The organism is Pseudonocardia sp. Ae150A_Ps1 (genome assembly GCF_001932315.1).
Classification (GTDB): Bacteria; Actinomycetota; Actinomycetes; order Mycobacteriales; family Pseudonocardiaceae; genus Pseudonocardia.
This window is the reverse complement of sequence record NZ_MCIJ01000001.1, coordinates 3,671,349-3,688,557: the sequence shown is the minus strand read 5'-3', so window position 1 is coordinate 3,688,557 and position 17,209 is coordinate 3,671,349. Positions and strand designations below refer to the sequence as shown.

Genomic DNA, 17,209 nt, shown 5'->3' with positions numbered 1-17,209 from the left:
TTCTCCCGCCCGGCATGATGGCACGCGCTCATCCGGACGAATCGAAGCAGGTAGCGAGCAGGTGCGGATCAACGCGGTCATCCAGGCGCGGACGGGATCGTCCCGCCTGCCCGGAAAGGTGTTGCGGGACCTGGGCGGACGCCCGGTCCTCGACCGGGTGGTCACCGCGGCGCGCACGGCGCCGGGGGTCGACGAGGTCGTGGTCGCGACGTCGACGGCCACCGGTGACGACGCCGTCGCCGACCGGGCCGCCGAGCTCGGCGTCCGGGTGGTCCGCGGTTCCGAGGACGACGTCCTGGACCGCTTCGTGCGGGCCGCCGACGAGCACCCGTGCGACGCCGTCGTCCGGCTCACCGCGGACTGCCCGCTGCTCGATCCGGAGCTGATCGGCCTGGTCGCCGCGACCTGGCGGAACGCGCCGGAGCACGACTACGTGGCCAGCACCCTGGTCCGCACCCTGCCCCGCGGGCTCGACGTCGAGCTCGCGACGGTGGCCGCGCTGCGCGACCTGGCGACCACCGCGACCGGCCACGACCGGATCCACGTCACCTCCGGCCTCTACGCCGATCCCGAGCGGTTCCGGTGCCTCGGGATCGTCGTCGCCCCGGCCGCGAACGACCTGCGGGTGACCCTGGACACCGCCGACGACCTGCAGGCCCTGCAGGGACTGGTGGAGCTGCTCGGCGACCGGACGGACTGGCGGTCCGTCGTGTCGGTGCTCCGGTCACACCCCGAGCTGGTGGCGCTCAACGCGCACGTCCGGCAGAAGTCCCTGGCGGAGGGCTGAGCCGGTGCGGTTGCTGCTCCGCTGCGACGCCGGCCCGTCGACCGGGGTCGGGCACGCCGTCCGGTGCGCCGCCGTCGCCGAGGCGGCGGCGATGTCGGGCCACGAGGTGTTCTGGTCCGGGCGACTGGAGGCTCTCGGCTGGTTGTGGGCCGGACTTCTGCACCTGAACTTCGCTCCCGGCCGACCCGGAGCTCCCGTCGTGCACGAGCCACCCGCGGGCCCGCCCGGAACACTGCTCGACCCGACCACGCCTGCCGGTCCCGCCGACACCCCCGACGACGTTGTCGCACTGTCCCGGGAACTGCGCATCGACGCGGTGCACGTCGACCACTACCTGCTCGGCACCGACCTGCGCGCATCGCTGAACGCGGCCGGCATCGCGCTGTCCACGGTCGAGGACTTCACCACCGGCCGTCGGCCGGGTGACCTGGTCGTCGACCCCAACCTGGGTGCCGACGACCATCCCCGGCCCGACGACGGCTCGACGACGCTGCTGCGCGGACCCGCGTACGCCCCGCTGCGGATCGCGGCCCGGCGCGCCCGCCGGGTGCGGGAGGTCCGCGACCGGGACCTCCGTCCCGCCACCGCCGGGGTCCCGCCCCGGGTGCTGGTCGTCATGGGCGGCACCGACGCGGCCGGGCTGCTCGGGCGGGTGGTGGCGGCGCTGGCCGCCGCGGACGTTCCGGCCGAGGTCGACGTCGTCGTCCCTGCGGGCCGGTCGGTCACGCTCCCGGAGGGCGGCCCGGCGCGGTTCCGCGCGATCGCGCCGCTGCCGGACCTGCCCGCGGCGATGGCCGAGATGGACCTGGTGGTCAGCGCGGCCGGGACGACGGTGTGGGAGCTGTGCTGCGTCGGCGTCCCGATGGCCCTGGTCCTGGCCGCGGACAACCAGGTCGAGGGCTACCGGACGGTCGTCGCCGCGGGCGCCGCGGCCGGGCTCGGCGGGGCCGCGGACCTCGCCGACCCGGAGCCGGGGGCGGCCGTCCTGCGGGACCTGCTGACCGGCCCCGGCCGCAGGGACGCGCTCGGGGCGCGGGCCCGGACCGTCGTCGACGGCGAGGGGGCGAACCGGATCGTGGACGCGCTCGCCGCCGCCGTCGGCGAACCGGACGGGGCCGCCCGGCGGGAGCACGTCGAGCACACCGTCCTCGCGGGTGCCCTGCACGCCCGCCCCGCCCGGCTCGACGACGCGGAGATGCTGCTCGGCTGGCGCAACGACCCGGAGACCCGGCGGTGGTCGCGCTCCACCGGCGAGATCGACCTCGACGCGCATCGGCGCTGGCTCGCGGGCTCCCTCGACCGCACCGACCGGCGGCTGCTCGTCGTGTCCGACGTGGACGGTGCGGTCGGCACGGTCCGCTGGGACCGGGACTGCACCGGCTGGGAGGTCTCGATCACGGTCGCCCCGGAGCGGCGCGGGTCCGGGCTCGCCGTCCCGCTGCTGCGGGCCGGCGAGGACGCGCTGCGGGCGTCCACCGGCCCCGGGACGCCGGTGATCGCCGTCGTGCACACCGGGAACGCCGCGTCGGCCCGGCTGTTCGCCCGCGCCGGGTACGCCGACGACGGCACCGGCCCGGACGACGACGGTTTCCGCACCCTCCGCCGGACGCTCTGACCGGTCGTGTCGCGGTGACACAACCCGCATGATGTGCCGCCGACACGCCGGGGTGACCTACCCTTCGCGCGTGTCCGGATCCCGCCCCGCGCTGCCCGCCGCCGACCTCGCGCGGGTCGTCGTGTTCGCCGCGTTCATCGCCGTCCTCGGCCTGTTCCCGGGGATCGGCGGCGTCGCCGGCGTCCCGATCGTCGTGCAGAACGCCGGTCCGATCCTGGCCGGCGCCATCCTGGGCTGGCGGCTCGGGACGGCGGCGGTCGCGCTGCTGCTCGTGCTGACCGCGATCGGGCTGCCGCTGCTGTCCGGGGGCCGCGGCGGGATCAGCGTGTTCGTCGGTCCGAGCGCCGGGTTCGTCCTGGGCTGGCTGCTGTCGGCGCTGGTCACCGGCCTGATCGTGCAGCGGTCCCGCAGGCGGACGTTCCCGGTCCTGCTCCTCGCCTGCCTCGCCGGGCTGCTAGCCGACTACCTGATCGGCATCCCGGTGATCGGTGCCTACGTCGGTGACCTGGGCGCCGGCCTCGTGCAGTCGCTGGTGTTCGTCCCGGGTGACCTGATCAAGGTCGTGCTGGCCGCGGTGATCGCCGGGCTGGTGCACCGCGCGCTGCCCGACCTGCTGCCGCCGCCGGCGTCCGCGGAGCCCCGGGTCCGGTGACGGCGGGGCACCCCGCCCCGCCCGGACTCGGGCTCCGGCTCCCGGACGACCTGTCCGGGGCCGTCGACGCGGCCCGGACCCGGCTCGCCGCCCTCGGCGCCCGGGCCGGGGACCGGATCGTGCTGGACGCTCCGGCGCGGTCCCGCTGGGACGTCCTTCCCTACCTGCTCGCGGCCGACCGGCTGGGCGCCGCGTCGCTCGTCGCGGACCCGGGGTGGTCGGCCCGTGAACGCGCGTCGGTCCTCGCCGACGTCGACCCGGACCTGGTCCTCCCGACCGGCGACGACCCGGCGCCGGCGGCGCGCGCCGACCGGCCCGCGCGGGCCGGGGACGGCCTCTTCCTGCTCCCGACGACGTCCGGCAGCACCGGTCCCCCGTCCGTCCTCGCCCGGACCCGCCGGTCCTGGCGGATCGGGTTCGACGTGCTCGGTCCGCTGCCGGGACCGGTCCTGGTGCCGGGGCCGCCGTCGTCGACGCTGTACCTGTTCGGCGCGGTGCACGCGCTCCACCACGGGCTCGACGTCGTCACGACCGACCGGCTCGATCCCGCCGACGCCCGCGCCGCCGGCACCGTCCACCTCGTCCCGGCACTGCTGTCCGCGCTGCTCGACGACCGGGAGCGGCACCCGGCCGGGCCCGCGCCGTCGGTGATCGTCTGCGGGGGCGCGCACGTCGCACCGGCGGTCCGCGAGCGGTGCGCGCGGCTGCTCCCGGACACCCTGCTGCTCGAGTACTACGGCTCGGCCGAGCACTCGCTGATCGCGATCCGGCGCGACGGCGGCCCGCTGCGTCCGGTCCGGGACGTGCGTACCGAGCTGCGCGACGGGGTGCTCTGGCTCGACAGCCCGCAGGCCGTCGCCGGACGGCTGCGCCACGGTGTGCTGGAACCGGCAGCGCCCGGCCCGAGCACCGTCGGCGACCGGGCCGAGATCACCGCCGATGGGTCGCTCACCGTGCTCGGCCGCGCCTCCGCGACGATCCCCTCGGGCGGGACGCTGGTCGTCGCCGAGGAGGTCGAGCAGGTGCTGCGCGCGGTCCCGGGCGTCGCGGACGTCGTCGTCGCCGGTACGCCGCACCCGTCGCTGGAGATGCTGGTGACCGCCGTCGTCGAGCCGGTGCCGGGCCACGCGCCGGACCGCCGGGCGCTGCGGGCCGCGGCCCGGCGGGCGCTGTCCCCGGCGAAGCGTCCGCGGCGCTGGCTGGTCACGGACGAGCTGCCGCGGCTCGGCTCCGGCAAGCCCGCGCGGGCGGCCGTCGACGCGGGCCTGCGGGACGGCATCCTCGACGCCCGGCCCTGCGGGACCGGCGGGGACGGGAGCGGCGGATGACCCCCGACGACACCCCGGTCGTGATCGCGGCCCGCCGCACCCCGATCGGCACGGCGGGCGGCGCGCTGCGCGGCCACACCGTCGACGCGCTCGCGGCGCCGGTGCTCGCCGCGCTGGCCGCGGAGATCGACACCCCGGTAGACGACGTGCTGCTCGGCAACGTGTTCGGCCCCGGCGGCAACCCGGCGCGGGTCGCCGCGCTGGCGGCCGGGCTGGGCGAGACCGTCCCCGGGATGACCGTCGACCGGCAGTGCGCGAGCGGGCTCGCCGCGATCGTCTCCGCGGCCGGCTCGGTCCGGGCGGGCGACGGCGCCGCGTACCTCGCCGGCGGTGCCGAGTCCGCCTCCACCGCACCGGCCCGGACCTGGCCGGACGGCACGTCGTACACCCGGGCACCGTTCGCCCCGGCCGGGAGCCCCGACCCCGACATGGGGCCGGCCGCGGACGTCCTCGCCGCGCGGTCCGGGATCTCCCGGGAACGCCAGGACGCCTTCGCCGCACGCAGCCACGCCCGCGCCGTCGACGCGCAGCGCGCGGGCCGGTTCGACGGCGAGATCGTCGCCGTCGGCGGGATCACCGCCGACGAGCGTCCCCGCGACCGGTTCACCACCGAGCGGCTCGCCCGGTTCCGGCCCGCCTTCACCCCGGACGGCACACACACCGCCGCGAACTCGTGCGGCGTGAACGACGGGGCGGCCGCCGTCCTCCTGGTCTCCGAGGCCCGCCGCCGGGAGCTCGGCGTCCCCGGTCTCGCGCTGGAGGCCGCGGCCACCCGCGGCTGCGCCCCCGAGCTGCTGGGGCTCGGCGCGGTCCCGGCGATCGTCGCGACGCAGGGACTGCCGCCGCTGCGTCCGGTCCCGCTGTCCGGCGGTGACCCGCCACCGGGGGATCCCGCCGCGCCGGACGCGATCGAGTTCACCGAGGCCTTCGCCGGGCAGGTCCTGGCCTGCGTCGACGCCGCCGGGCTCGACGAGGACCGGGTCAGCCCGGACGGCGGCGCCATCGCGCTCGGGCATCCGTGGGGTGCGTCGGGGGCCGTGCTCGTCGTCCGGCTGTTCCACCGTCTCGTCGTGCAGGGGCTCGGCGAGACCGGCCTGGCCGCACTGTCGTCCGGGGGCGGCCTCGGCGTCGCCACCCGCTGGAGGGTCGTCCGATGATCGAGTTCGACGGGATCGGCCACCGGTACGGCGAGCGCGTCGTCCTCGACGGCGTCGATCTCACGCTGCCCCAGCAGCGGGTCGCGCTGGTCGGGGCGAACGGGTCCGGCAAGTCGACCCTCGCGCGGACGGTCAACGGGCTGGTCCGCCCGACCGCGGGCAGCGTCCGGGTCGACGGCCGCGACCCCGCTCGCCACGGTTCCGCGGTCCGGCGCCGGGTCGGGTTCGTGTTCAGCGACCCCGACTCGCAGATCGTCATGCCGACGGCCGGTGAGGACGTCGCGTTCTCACTGCGCCGGACCGTCCGGAACCGTGCGGAGCGGACCCGGCTGGCCGCGGAGAAGCTCACCGAGTTCGGCCTCGGCGACCACGTGGAGCACCCCGCGCACCAGCTCTCCGGCGGGCAGAAGCAGCTCCTCGCGCTGTGCGCGGTGCTCGTCCTCGACCCGGACGTGCTGGTGTGCGACGAGCCCACCACCCTGCTCGACCTGCGCAACAAGCGTGCGTTCGCGGAGCGGCTGGCCGGGCTGCGGCAGCAGGTCCTGCTCGCCACGCACGACCTCGACCTGCTCGACGGCTTCGACCGCGTGATCGTCCTCGACGGTGGCCGGGTCGTCGCCGACGACGAGCCGGGCCCCGCGGTCGCGTACTACCGGAAGATCTGTGCGGAGTGACCCCGCTCGGCCTCTACGAACCCGGCACGAGCCCGCTGCACCGCGCGCCGGCCGGCCCGTCGCTGCTCGTCGTCCTGGTGGTGGCCGGGGGCAGCGTCCTGACCTCCGACCCGCGGATCCTCGGGGCGGTCTGCGGGGTGGTGGCGCTCGGCTACGTCGTTGCCCGGATCCCGTGGCGGCGGATCAGGCCGCTGCTGCGCACCCTGGTGCTGCTGCTGGTGCTGATCGGGGTCGTCCAGTGGTGGCTGCTCGGCCCGGACCGGGCGCTGGTGATCGCGCTGCGGCTGGTCGCCGCGATCGGGGTGGCCACCCTGTTCACGCTCACGACCCGGGTGGACGACCTGGTCGGTGCGGTCGAGCGCGGCCTCGGGCCGTTCCGCCGGTTCGGCGTCGACCCCGAGCGCCTCGGTCTTCTCGTCGGGCTGACGATCCAGTCCGTGGGGACGCTGTCCGGCATCGCCGGGCAGGTCAGGGCCGCGGCCCGGGCCCGCGGTGCCGGCAGGTCGGTGACGGCGTTCGCGGTGCCGTTCATGATCCGCACACTGCGGCACGCCGACGCACTCGGCGAGGCACTGGCCGCCCGTGGCTGGGGCGACGGCCCCGACGACCGCAGCGGCCAGTCTTTGCAGTAACTGCTGCAAAGACTGTAATGTCTGTTTCGTGCCACCCACGGAACAGGAACTCGACGTCGTCGACGAGATCGCCGCGTCCTTCGAGCGCGAGGGCCTGCCGCTGATCACCGGCCGGGTGATCGGCTGGCTGCTGATCAGCGACCCGCCCGAGCAGAGCGCCGCCCAGCTGGCCGAGGTGCTCGGTGTCAGCCGCAGCTCGATCAGCACCGCGACCCGGATGCTGACGCCCGGCGGCCTCGTGGAACGGGTGCGCACCCGCGACTCGCGGGTCGAGCTGTTCCGGATCGCGCCCGACGGCTGGAGCCGGATGCTCGCCGAGCGCCACGCCCGGGCCACCGCGTTCCGGCGGGTGCTGGAGCACGGCCTCGACGTGCTCGCCGACGAGCCGGACGCCCGCCGCGACCGGCTCGTGAACGTCCACGAGCTCTACCTGTTCCTGGAGTCCGAGCTGCCCGCCCTGTGGGAGCGGTGGGAGTCCCGGCGCACCGGAGGCGACCGATGACCACCCCGCGCGACCATGTGATCGAGCGGCCCGAGGGGAACCTGCACGTCCACCTCGCCGGGGACACCGGCCCGCCGGTGCTGCTGCTGTCCGGCGCCGGCCTCGACAACGCGATGCTGAGCTGGAAGCACCTGATCCCGGACCTCGCGCGCGACCACCGGGTGATCGCGCCGGACTGGCCGAAGCAGGGCCGCAGCCGGCCGTGGAACGGCCGGGCCACGCACGCCGTCCTGCTGCGGACGGTCACCGACGTGCTGGACGACCTCGGCGTCGAGCGGGCCGCCGTCGTCGGGCTCTCCCAGGGCGGCGCACTGGCGCTCGCCTCCGCGATCGAGCACCCGGACCGGGTGGAGCGCCTCGTCGCGCTCGCCCCGGCCGGGACCCTGGAGTTCCCGCCGGGGGTGCACCAGCTGCTGTGGCTCACCGCGAGGGCGCCGCTGCTGTCGCGGACCCTGCCGAATCTGGCGTTCCGCAGCCGGGTGGCCGTCACCGCCTTCACCCGTCGGGCGCTGTTCGGCTCGGCCGACCGCGTCGCCGACCTCGACGAGATCGTCGACCGGGTGCTGGACGAGGCCCGGGCCGGGAACGCCGGCAGCTCGGACTGGCAGAACGACTCGATCGGCTTCCGCCGCATGCGGCTGGACCTGCGTCCGCGGCTACCGGAGATCCGGTGTCCGGCACTGTTCGTCCAGGGCGACCGGGACGCCGGCGTCCCCCTGGCGCGGACCCGCGCGGCGGCGGACGCCGTCCCAGGTGCCCGGCTGGAGGTCCTGCCCGGGCGGGGGCACTGGTCGAACCGGGAGTCCCCGGACGAGGTGAACGCACTGGTCAGGACTTTCCTGGCAGAGGACGAACCTCGGATCCGCTCCGACGACAGCGACGTCGAAGGGCTCGATCCCGACATCCAGCGGATGTTCTACGGCGACGAGCAGGGTGGCGATGCTGCTCCTCGATAGCCGGGCTCCGACCGGCTTAGACCAGGTCCCAGGTCAGCGGCGTTCCGCGGGCGACGTCGCGGGTGAAGGTGCGCCCCAGCACCGTCGTGATCGCGTCCGTCGGCAGCCCACCGGCGGGGCGGATGGACCGCACGTTGTCGTCGGTGACCTTCTCGCCGGCGGCGACGTCGGCGACGACGTAGAGCGAGCGGCGCAGCGCGAGGGTGTCCCGCTCGGACTCCCGCGGGCCGAACCGGGCCGGGCCCAGCGCGCGCCGGGCCACGTCGGTCTCGGTGACCAGCGACGCCAGCTCGCCGGGCTCCAGGGAGAAGTCCGAGTCGACCCCGCCGTCGGCCCGCTGCAGCGTCACGTGCTTCTCGATCGCGACGGCGCCGAGCGCGACCGCGGCGACCGGCACGCCGATGCCCGGGGTGTGGTCGGACAGGCCGACCGGCACGCCGAACGCCTCGCGCAGCGCCGGGATCGTCTGCAGGTTCGCGTCGACCGGGTCGGCGGGGTACGACGCCGTGCACGCCAGCAGCACGATCTCGGTGGCGCCACCGTCCCGGGCGGCGGCGACGGCCGCGTCGATCTCGGCCAGCGTCGCCATCCCGGTGGACATCACCATCGGCTTGCCGGTGGCCGCCATCCGCCGGATCAGCGGCAGGTCGACGAGCTCGGCCGACGCGACCTTGTAGGCCGGCGCGTCGAGCGACTCCAGGAGGTCGATCGCCGTCGGGTCGAACGGGCTGGAGAACGGGACGAGGCCGTGCTCGCGGGCCCGTGTGAAGAGCGGCGCGTGCCACTCCCACGGCGTGTGCGCCTGCTCGTAGAGCTGGTAGAGGTTCCGGCCGCCCCACAGTCCGTGGTCGTCGCGGATCCGGAAGGCCGGGCCGTCGGCGTCGATGGTGATCGTGTCGGCGCGGTAGGTCTGGAACTTGACCGCCTGCGCGCCGGTGCCGGCGATGGCGTCGACGATCTCCAGCGCGCGGTCCAGCGAGCCGTTGTGGTTGCCGGACACCTCCGCGATGACGAACGGCCGCTCGCCGGGCCCCACACGGTGGCCACCGATCTCGATCGCGTCGGGGATGCGCATGCCGCCGAGGGTAGTCACCGGCGGGCCAGCACCATCACCTCGGACACCGTGCCCTCCGAGTCCTGGCCGTACAGGCCGGCGTCGGAGTCGACGAGCTCGAAGCGGTCGAACATCTCCAGGTACCGGTGCCGGAGCATCGGTTCGCGCACGCCGGGCTTCCCGGTCGGCGAGTTGCGCAGCAGCAGCCAGCGCGCGCCGAGGTCGGTGACCAGGTTCGCGTAGTTCTCGACGACCTCGGGTTCCATCTCCTGGAACGAGATGAAGTTGGCTAACAGGTCGACGGTGCCGGTCAGCCGGGGCAGCTGCCAGGAGCAGAGCACCGTCGCCGGCCGGTCGATCTCGTCGATCGCGATCTTCTCCTGCTCGCGGGTGGCCGCGTAGTCGAGCACCCGGCCCTCCCCCAGCACCTCGCGCAGGTAGTGCGTCGCGACCGCTGCGACCGGCGGGATGTCGACGTCGATGTAGCGCACGTCCTCGGTGCCGGCGAGGATCTCGCCGAGCGTGCCGAACCCGCCGCCGATCTCCAGGACGGTCGTCACGTCGAGATCGGGCACGGCCCGCTTCAGCATCACCAGGCCACGCAGGTAGTTCAGCGAGGACCGGCTGAACCGGCGGCCGGCGAACACGAGCTGCTCGGCCGGCGCACCCGCGGTCGACTCGGAGAACCCGCCGAGGAACGGCGGCCGGTCGGCCGGGTCGAGCGCCGTGACCGAGGCGTGGTGCGCCCGCGCGACCGGGACCTGGTCGATGCGCTCACGCACCAGCCTTCCCGGCTCACCCGCCGTCCCCAGCACCCGCGCGAGCGCCGCCGCGGGCCGGGACACCGGGGCGTACTGCGGCGCGTAGAAGTACTGCGCGGACGGGTGCCCGCGGAACTCCGCGAACCCACGGTCACGCAGGTCGGAGACGACCTTCTCCAGTCCGGTCCGCCAGAAGTCGGTCGGCCGGTACAGTTCCGGCGCGTCATCCAGGTCGGACAGCATCAGCTCGAGCAGCGTCCTCGCATCCATCCCCTCCACCGTACGGAATGCCCGTTAGGTCCGGATCGCGGCCGACCGTCGCGTACCGCCCGGAACGGGACCGATAGCCTGCGGGGTGGCGGACGGGAGCACCCGGCGCCCGGGAGGAGCGAGGGAGTGGACGTGGCCGCCGACACCGGCACCTGGGTGGTGGTCCCCGTGTACAACGAGGAGACCGTCATCGCCGAGGTGGTCGACGGGATCCGCACCCGCTTCCCGAACGTCGTGTGTGTCGACGACGGCAGCCGCGACGCCTCCGCCGAGCGCATCGCGGGGACGGCGGCGCACCTCGTCAAGCACCCGATCAACCTCGGCCAGGGCGCGTCCCTGCAGACCGGGATCGACTACGCGCTGCGGCGCGGCGCCGAGCGGATCGTCACCTTCGACGCCGACGGGCAGCACGACATCGACGACGCCCACCGGATGGCGGAGCTCGTCCGCACCGGTCAGGCCGACGTCGTACTCGGCTCCCGGTTCCTGGAGTCCACCGAGCCGATCCCGCTGCTCAAGCGGATCGTGCTGCGCACGGTCGCGGCGCTGTCGCCGTCGAGCCGGAAGCTGAAACTGACCGACGCCCACAACGGCCTCCGGGTGCTGTCCCGGCCGGTCGTCGAGGAGCTGCGGATCTCGATGAACGGGATGGCGCACGCGTCGGAGATCGTCGCGGCACTGGCCGGGTCGCCGTGGCGGATCCGCGAGGTGCCGGTCACCATTCACTACACCGAGTACTCCCGTTCCAAGGGGCAGTCGTTGTTCAACGGGGTGAACATCCTGTTCGACCTGTCGGTCCGGCAGCGATGACCCAGGAGACGAACACCGTGATCCTGCAGATCCTCCTGCTGGTCGCCACGATCGGCGCGCTGGTCTACTTCGTCCGGAGCGGGCAGAGCGTGGGGGTCCGGGCGAGCAAGCGGCTCGCGTTCGGCGCCTTCGTGGTGCTCAACATCTACGCGATCCTGCGGCCGGACGACGTCACGTTCGTCGCCCGCGCCCTGGGCATCGGCCGCGGTACCGACCTGATCGTCTACCTGCTGGTCGTCGCGTTCGTCTTCGGGATGCTGAACACCTACCTGCGTGGCCGCGAGATCAGCCAGCACCTGACGAACCTGGCCCGGCAGATCGCCGTCCGCGACGCGGAGCTGAGCCGCCGTGAGGAGGAGCTCGCCCGGCGCCTGGACGCCCTCGACGCGCGCGACGCGCGGTCGGCGACGCTCTCCACCAACGGCAACCGCCTGGACGCGGAGGACACCGCTGCCGGCGCGGCCGGCCGGTCCGAGACCTGACCCGGACGACGCTCGCCCGACGACGAGGTCCACGGCCCGGGAAACGTCCGGCTCGTCCGGGACGACCCCACCCCCGCACCGCTCGCTGACACGGGAGGACCCATTGCGCGCGCTCGTGACCGGCGGCGCCGGTTTCATCGGCTCCACCCTCGTCGACACCCTGCTCGCCCGCGGTGACGAGGTGCTCGTCGTGGACGACCTGTCGTCCGGCAAGCGGGAGAACCTCGCCCCCGGCGTCGCGCTGACCGAGCTCGACATCCGCGACACCGACGGGTTCGCGAAGTGCGCCGCCGAGTTCGCACCCGAGGCGGTGTACCACCTGGCCGCGCAGATCGACGTCCGCACGTCGATGGCCGACCCGGTGCACGACGCGTCGGTGAACGTCCTCGGCACGCTCTCGGTCCTGCAGGCCGCGCGGGACACCGGCGCCCGCGGGGTCGTCGTCTGCTCCACCGGTGGGGCGATCTACGGCGACGGCGCGCCGCTGCCGACGACCGAGGACGAGCCGGCCGAGCCCGAGTCGCCGTACGGGATGAGCAAGCTCGCCGCGGAGCGCTACACGCGGTTCTTCGTCCGGGCGCACGGCCTGCCCGCGCTGGTGCTGCGGTTCGCGAACGTCTACGGCCCGCGTCAGCACCCGGCCGGGGGCGCCGGCGTCGTGTCGCTGTTCTGCGACCGCGCGCGGAGCGACCGGCGGCCCACCGTGTTCGGTGACGGCGGCCAGACCCGCGACTTCCTGTTCGTCGGTGACGTGGCGCGGGCCGCGACGGCCTCGGCGGACCGGCTCGCCGACGGGGACCTGGCCGGCGAGGTGTTCAACGTCGGGACCGGGACCGAGTCGACGATCACCGAGCTGGCGGCGACGATCGGCCGGATCGCCGGGATCGACGAGAGCGCCTTCACCCCCGAGCACGAGCCGGCGCGGCCCGGGGAGCTACGGCGCAGCTGCCTGGACCCGTCGCGCGGGATCGCGGCGCTGGGCCTCCCGGCCCCGACGACCCTCGCCGACGGTCTGGCGGCCACCTGGGCCTGGCACACGGGTCGTTCCTGACCCGTGCGCCCGGCCGGGGCGGTCAGCTGTAGACGGCGAGCGTGAGCATCGCGATCCAGGCCACCGCGAGCACCTGGAGCGCCCGGTCGCCCAGCGCGATCTCCTCGGGCTCCCCACCGGAGCCCTTGTCGACGTCGACCGAGTACCGCAGCACGGCGATCACGAACGGGACGATCGACAGCACCGACCACACGGTGTTGTGGTGCGCCTCGCGGATCTCGAACGCCCACAGGCCGTAGGTCATGATCATGACCGTGGCCGACAGCGACCAGATGTAGCGCAGGTACGAGGCCGAGTAGCTCTCCAGCGACTTCCGGATCTTCGCGCCGGTGTCCTCGGCGAGGCGCATCTCGGCGTACCGCTTGCCGGCGACCATGAAGAGCGAGCCGAACCCGGTGACCAGCAGGAACCACTGGGACAGCGGGATCTCGGTCGCGACACCACCGGCGATGGACCGCATCAGGAAGCCGGACGCGACGATGCAGATGTCCAGCACCGGCTGGTGCTTGAGCCACAGGCAGTACGACAGCTGCACCGCCACGTAGACGGCGAGCACGACGATGAGCTGCCAGGTGCTCAGGATCGACAGCACGATCGCCGCCGCGAACAGCACCGCGGACGCCGCGTAGGCGAGCGGCACCGGCACGATGCCGGCGGCGATCGGGCGGCGGCGCTTCGTCGGGTGCGCGCGGTCGGCCTCGACGTCGAGCGCGTCGTTGACGAGGTAGACACCCGACGCGGCCAGCGAGAACGCCACGAACGCGATGAGGCAGTCGATCAGGACCTCGACGCCGAAGAGCCCGCCGCCGACGAACGGCGCGGCGAACACGAGGACGTTCTTCACCCACTGGCGCGGGCGCATCGTCTTGAGCAGGCCGCGGGCGACCATCGCCGTGGTCCGCTCGGACGGGTCCAGCGGGACGTGCGGCGCGGGGGTCCCGCCCGCGGCGTCGGCCTCGTGGCCCTCGGGGGTGCCGGCGTCGTCCGGGGCGTCCGGCTCGACGGGGGTGGTCGGGTCGGCGGCCTCCGCGACGGCGGCCTTCGACGGCGTGCCGGACCCGTCCGCGGAGGCGGCGGTGCCCTTGGAGCCGTCGGTGCCGGACGAGCCGTTCGACGAGGACGGGGATCCCTCGTCGTCGCGGTCGGTGCGGTCGACCTTCGTGGGGTCGGTGCTGGTCATGCGCTCACCCTCCGGTGCTGGGGTTGCGGCGGATCGCGCGTCGCGCGCCGGCGGCGACGGCCGCGCCGAGCGCGGTGCCGGTGGCGACGTCGGTCGGGTAGTGCACGCCGAGGACGAGGCGCGAGAGCGCCATCAGGCCGACCGTGGCGGCGGCCGCCGGCCGGGCGCGACGGCCGAGCAGGCCGCCGTAGAGCACGGCGGCCGCGGTCGTGGACGTGGCGTGCGAGGACGGGAAACTCAGCCGGCTCGGGGTGCCGACCAGGACGCGGACCGAGGGGTGGTCCGGGCGGTGCCGCCGGACGACGCGCTTGACGCCGATCGAGGCACCGTGTGCGAACGCCACCGCGGCCGCCGAACCGAGCCACTCACGGCGGCGCGGACGGTCCAGCGCGGCTCCGGCGAGGCCGATCGCGAGCCAGCCCGCGGCGTGCTCACCGAACAGCGACATGCCGCGCGCGACGCGGACGGAGCCGTCGTTCGCGAGCGTGTCCTGGACGGTCGCGAGCACGGCGATCTCGCCGGTCGCGGACGCGGTGTTCGGGGCGCCGGCGTCGGCGGTCGGTTGCGGACCGGAACGGTCCAGGGTGTCTGCCACGGGGTGGGGCCCTCCTGGCGTGCCGCTGGCACCCGGCTGGCCCGGGCGATGACAGCCCGTGATGGTACGCGCGGGCGGGTCCCCGGCCGGGATCGGGGCACGTCACGGACCCGCGGATGAGGGCGGGGTGAACGGCCGGCGACCACCGCCCGCCCCGCGGGTGCACGGGTGGGCGACCGCCGTCAGAACCAGCGTTCGAGGACCTCGGCGATGCCGTCGTGGGTGTGCGGCGCGGTGACCTCGTCGGCCAGTCCGATCAGGTCCGGGTGCGCGTTGCCCATCGCGACCCCGGTGCCCGCCCAGCGCAGCATCTCCCGGTCGTTCGGCATGTCCCCGAACGCGATCGTCTCCGCGGCGGTGACGCCGAGCCGCTCGGCGACGGCGGCCAGCCCGGTGGCCTTCGTGACGCCGGGCGCGGACGCCTCGATCAGCCCGGACGGGTGCGAGAACGTCAGGTCGGCCAGCCCGTCCACCCGCGGTGCGAGCGCCTTCATCATCTGCTCGCTGGTCAGCTCCGGTGCCCGGACGAGCACCTTGGTGGCCGGGTGGGCGAGGAGCTCGTCGTGGCCGGCCTCGCCGCCGTCGTGCTCGCCCCAGGCGTGCACGTAGCCGGGGCCGGTGAGGAACTCGTCGACGGTGCCCCGCGCGATTCCGCCGGAGACCGCGTTCCCGACCCGCTCGACGCCGAGCCCGCAGCCCGGGAACAGCTCACCGGCGAGCGCCGCGAGGGTGCGGACCGCGTCCGGGGCCAGCGTGTGCGCGCCGAGGACGACGTCGTCGACGGCGTCGTAGAGCACGGCACCGTTCGCGCACACGCACAGCCGCACCAGCCCCTCCGGGAGCCGCGCGACGATCGGGGGGATCCAGCGCGGTGGCCGTCCGGTGACGAGCACGAAACCGGCGCCCGCACCGACCAGCCGTCCGACGACGGCGGCGGTGCGCGGGGAGACGGCGCCGCCGTCGTCGAGGAGGGTCCCGTCGACGTCGGTGGCGACCAACCGCGGTGGCTTCTCGGCGATCACGACACCGAGCCTACGGATACCGGGACGGCTGCCCGATGTCGATGTTCGGCCCCGCGGGGGACGGCGGGGTGGATACCCTCGTCGGGTGCGTGTTCTGGTGGTCGCGGCCCCGCTGGCGGGGCACCTGCCGCCGCTGCTCCCGTTCGCGCACGCGCTCTGGGACTCCGGTCACGAGGTCCTGCTGGCCAGCGGCGGTGAGGCACTCCCGTCGGGCGGTCCCGGGCCGCTGCCCTTCATCGACGTCGCCCGGAACCTGCGCATCGGACGGCTGGCGGCGCGGTCGCTCGTCGCGCACCCGGCGACCGCACGCGCGGAGCTGGCCGGAAAGGGAGGGGACGCCGGTGTCCGGTCGCTGTTCGCGCCGGTCAACGAGGAGCTGACCGACGCGCTGGTGACCGTCACCGAGCAGTGGCGGCCGGACGTCGTCCTGCACGAGCCGCTGGCGGTGGCGGGGGCGCTCGCCGCCGCGCGGCACGACGTCCCCGCCGTGCTGCACGAGAACGGCCTGCTCGACGGCCTCGCGACCGCCCGCACCCTGCTCGACGCCCGCCCGCTGGAGCGCGCCCGGATCCGGCACGGCCTGCGCAGGGTCCCGGCACCGGCGATGGTCCTGACCATCGCCCCGGCGAGCCTGGTCGGGGCGCGGGACGCGCTGGCGGTCCGTCCGGTGTGGCGGTCCTCGGGCGGCGCACCGCCGGCGTGGCTGCAGGAGCCGTCGGTCCGGCCCCGGATCCTGGTCCTGCGCGGCGGCGGTCCGGTCCGCGGTGACCTGCAGGCCTCCGCCGTGCGCATCGCCCGGAGCGGCGACGGCCCAGACTGCGAGCTGGTGCTGGTCCGCCCGCCCGCCCGGCTGGGCCGCAGGCTCGGCCCCGGGATCCGCTCGGTCGGCCGGGTCCCACCGGCGCAGCTGTTGCCCGCCTGCGCGGCGGTGCTGCACGGCGGGAACTCCGGGCACGTGCTGTCCGCGCTGGCCGTGGGCGTACCCCAGCTGGCGCTGCCGGGACCGGGCGACCGCAGGCACAACGCCGCGCTCGTCGAGGCCCGCGGCGCCGGGATCGGCGGCCCTCTCACCCCGGACGCGCTCCACCGGCTCGTGCACGACGGCGAGCTCGCCGCCGCGGCGCGGGAGGTGCGCGCCGAGATCGCCGCGATGCCGCCGCCGCAGGCCCGGGTCGACGTCGTCGCCGCGCTGGCCTGACCCGGCCGCCCCCGACCGGGGTCAGAAGACGGCGACCGCCACGATCAGGCCCAGCGCCAGGTGGGCCGCCGCGACGACCTTCGCCGCCGCGCGGGGCTCGTCGTCCTGGATGACGTCGCCGATGTCGATGCCGGTCACCCACTCCAGCAGCCGCACCGCACCGACCTGGGCGATGATCCCGACCAGGCCGAACACCAGGGACGAGATCATGCCCTGGAGCAGCGACCCGGCCGAGGCGTAGATCGCGAGCACGATGATGAACGCCATCGAGATCATCCCGGCGGCGGTGATGGTGACGGCGTTGGGCAGGCCGGCCCGGACCATCTGCGGCAGCTTGCCCGGCGTCGTCAGGTCGATCGCCCAGAAGCCGACCAGCATCAGCAGCGTGCCGATGACGGCGTAGAGCAGGATCGCGCCGATGCCACGGCCGAGGAAGCCCCAGTAGGTGGCGTCGAGCGCCTGGGCGAGGATCACGGAATGCCT

At 75.0% G+C, this 17,209-nt stretch carries 19 protein-coding genes; 13 read left to right on the top strand and 6 right to left on the bottom strand.

Annotated features, from left to right (window positions below; genetic code table 11):
• The first annotated feature begins 61 nt into the window (after window positions 1-61).
• From Ae150APs1_RS17275 to Ae150APs1_RS17235, 9 genes are all read left to right on the top strand, one after another.
• Window positions 62-787 carry a glycosyltransferase family protein gene (locus Ae150APs1_RS17275; RefSeq protein WP_010232775.1) on the top strand — a complete coding sequence of 242 codons (726 nt, stop codon included), beginning with the start codon at window positions 62-64 and terminating at the stop codon, window positions 785-787.
• A 4-nt stretch (window positions 788-791) separates the two neighbouring features.
• A complete protein-coding gene (locus Ae150APs1_RS33685) occupies window positions 792-2,402 on the top strand; it encodes a bifunctional UDP-2,4-diacetamido-2,4,6-trideoxy-beta-L-altropyranose hydrolase/GNAT family N-acetyltransferase (RefSeq protein WP_075298948.1) in 1,611 nt (536 codons plus the stop codon).
• A 70-nt stretch (window positions 2,403-2,472) separates the two neighbouring features.
• Window positions 2,473-3,054, top strand: coding sequence for a biotin transporter BioY (locus tag Ae150APs1_RS17265; protein WP_033200020.1), 582 nt, complete (start codon window positions 2,473-2,475; stop codon window positions 3,052-3,054).
• Window positions 3,051-4,382 (top strand): AMP-binding protein, encoded by a 1,332-nt coding sequence (locus Ae150APs1_RS17260; protein ID WP_249266374.1) that lies wholly within the window; start codon window positions 3,051-3,053, stop codon window positions 4,380-4,382. The genes Ae150APs1_RS17265 and Ae150APs1_RS17260 overlap by 4 nt, the downstream gene beginning before the upstream one ends.
• Window positions 4,379-5,539 carry a thiolase family protein gene (locus tag Ae150APs1_RS17255; protein ID WP_075298946.1) on the top strand — a complete coding sequence of 387 codons (1,161 nt, stop codon included), beginning with the start codon at window positions 4,379-4,381 and terminating at the stop codon, window positions 5,537-5,539. The genes Ae150APs1_RS17260 and Ae150APs1_RS17255 overlap by 4 nt, the downstream gene beginning before the upstream one ends.
• A complete protein-coding gene (locus Ae150APs1_RS17250) occupies window positions 5,536-6,213 on the top strand; it encodes an ABC transporter ATP-binding protein (RefSeq protein ID WP_075298944.1) in 678 nt (225 codons plus the stop codon). Before Ae150APs1_RS17255 ends, Ae150APs1_RS17250 begins: the two co-directional genes overlap by 4 nt.
• Complete coding sequence (locus Ae150APs1_RS17245; protein ID WP_075298942.1) at window positions 6,210-6,845, top strand: energy-coupling factor transporter transmembrane protein EcfT; 636 nt, start codon at window positions 6,210-6,212, stop codon at window positions 6,843-6,845. Before Ae150APs1_RS17250 ends, Ae150APs1_RS17245 begins: the two co-directional genes overlap by 4 nt.
• 28 nt (window positions 6,846-6,873) lie before the next feature.
• Window positions 6,874-7,347 (top strand): MarR family transcriptional regulator, encoded by a 474-nt coding sequence (locus Ae150APs1_RS17240; protein ID WP_010240588.1) that lies wholly within the window; start codon window positions 6,874-6,876, stop codon window positions 7,345-7,347.
• Window positions 7,344-8,303: an alpha/beta hydrolase gene (locus Ae150APs1_RS17235; RefSeq protein WP_075298940.1), complete on the top strand. Its 960-nt coding sequence runs from the start codon at window positions 7,344-7,346 to the stop codon at window positions 8,301-8,303. The genes Ae150APs1_RS17240 and Ae150APs1_RS17235 overlap by 4 nt, the downstream gene beginning before the upstream one ends.
• A gap of 16 nt (window positions 8,304-8,319) precedes the next feature.
• Here Ae150APs1_RS17235 and pseI read toward each other — a convergent pair whose 3' ends face one another.
• Entirely contained in the window at window positions 8,320-9,378 is a 1,059-nt protein-coding gene (gene pseI, locus Ae150APs1_RS17230) for a pseudaminic acid synthase (RefSeq protein WP_060576376.1), read from the bottom strand.
• A 14-nt stretch (window positions 9,379-9,392) separates the two neighbouring features.
• Complete coding sequence (locus Ae150APs1_RS17225; RefSeq protein WP_075298938.1) at window positions 9,393-10,388, bottom strand: putative sugar O-methyltransferase; 996 nt, start codon at window positions 10,386-10,388, stop codon at window positions 9,393-9,395.
• A gap of 132 nt (window positions 10,389-10,520) precedes the next feature.
• Between Ae150APs1_RS17225 and Ae150APs1_RS17220 the strand changes: the two genes are divergently transcribed.
• The 3 genes from Ae150APs1_RS17220 to Ae150APs1_RS17210 all read left to right on the top strand — a co-directional run bounded on the left by Ae150APs1_RS17220 (window position 10,521) and on the right by Ae150APs1_RS17210 (window position 12,731).
• On the top strand, window positions 10,521-11,198 hold the full coding sequence (locus Ae150APs1_RS17220; RefSeq protein ID WP_202796449.1) for a glycosyltransferase family 2 protein: 678 nt from the start codon (window positions 10,521-10,523) through the stop codon (window positions 11,196-11,198).
• Window positions 11,195-11,680 carry a DUF2304 domain-containing protein gene (locus tag Ae150APs1_RS17215; protein ID WP_075298936.1) on the top strand — a complete coding sequence of 162 codons (486 nt, stop codon included), beginning with the start codon at window positions 11,195-11,197 and terminating at the stop codon, window positions 11,678-11,680. Before Ae150APs1_RS17220 ends, Ae150APs1_RS17215 begins: the two co-directional genes overlap by 4 nt.
• 103 nt (window positions 11,681-11,783) lie before the next feature.
• A complete protein-coding gene (locus Ae150APs1_RS17210; RefSeq protein ID WP_075298934.1) occupies window positions 11,784-12,731 on the top strand; it encodes an NAD-dependent epimerase/dehydratase family protein in 948 nt (315 codons plus the stop codon).
• 22 nt (window positions 12,732-12,753) lie between these two features.
• Here Ae150APs1_RS17210 and Ae150APs1_RS17205 read toward each other — a convergent pair whose 3' ends face one another.
• From Ae150APs1_RS17205 to Ae150APs1_RS17195, 3 genes are all read right to left on the bottom strand, one after another.
• A complete protein-coding gene (locus tag Ae150APs1_RS17205; protein WP_075298932.1) occupies window positions 12,754-13,911 on the bottom strand; it encodes a decaprenyl-phosphate phosphoribosyltransferase in 1,158 nt (385 codons plus the stop codon).
• A 4-nt stretch (window positions 13,912-13,915) separates the two neighbouring features.
• Complete coding sequence (locus tag Ae150APs1_RS17200) at window positions 13,916-14,506, bottom strand: phosphatase PAP2 family protein (RefSeq protein ID WP_083680186.1); 591 nt, start codon at window positions 14,504-14,506, stop codon at window positions 13,916-13,918.
• Window positions 14,507-14,688: 182 nt separating this feature from the next.
• Window positions 14,689-15,528, bottom strand: coding sequence for an HAD family hydrolase (locus Ae150APs1_RS17195; RefSeq protein WP_010240571.1), 840 nt, complete (start codon window positions 15,526-15,528; stop codon window positions 14,689-14,691).
• A gap of 85 nt (window positions 15,529-15,613) precedes the next feature.
• On the opposite strand from Ae150APs1_RS17195, the gene Ae150APs1_RS17190 reads away from it, so the two are divergent.
• On the top strand, window positions 15,614-16,726 hold the full coding sequence (locus Ae150APs1_RS17190; RefSeq protein ID WP_075298930.1) for a nucleotide disphospho-sugar-binding domain-containing protein: 1,113 nt from the start codon (window positions 15,614-15,616) through the stop codon (window positions 16,724-16,726).
• Window positions 16,727-16,747: 21 nt separating this feature from the next.
• On the opposite strand, the gene Ae150APs1_RS17185 is transcribed toward Ae150APs1_RS17190, so the two are convergent.
• Window positions 16,748-17,200, bottom strand: a complete 453-nt coding sequence (locus Ae150APs1_RS17185) for a DUF350 domain-containing protein (RefSeq protein WP_083680185.1) — start codon at window positions 17,198-17,200, stop codon at window positions 16,748-16,750.
• Window positions 17,201-17,209 lie beyond the last annotated feature (9 nt).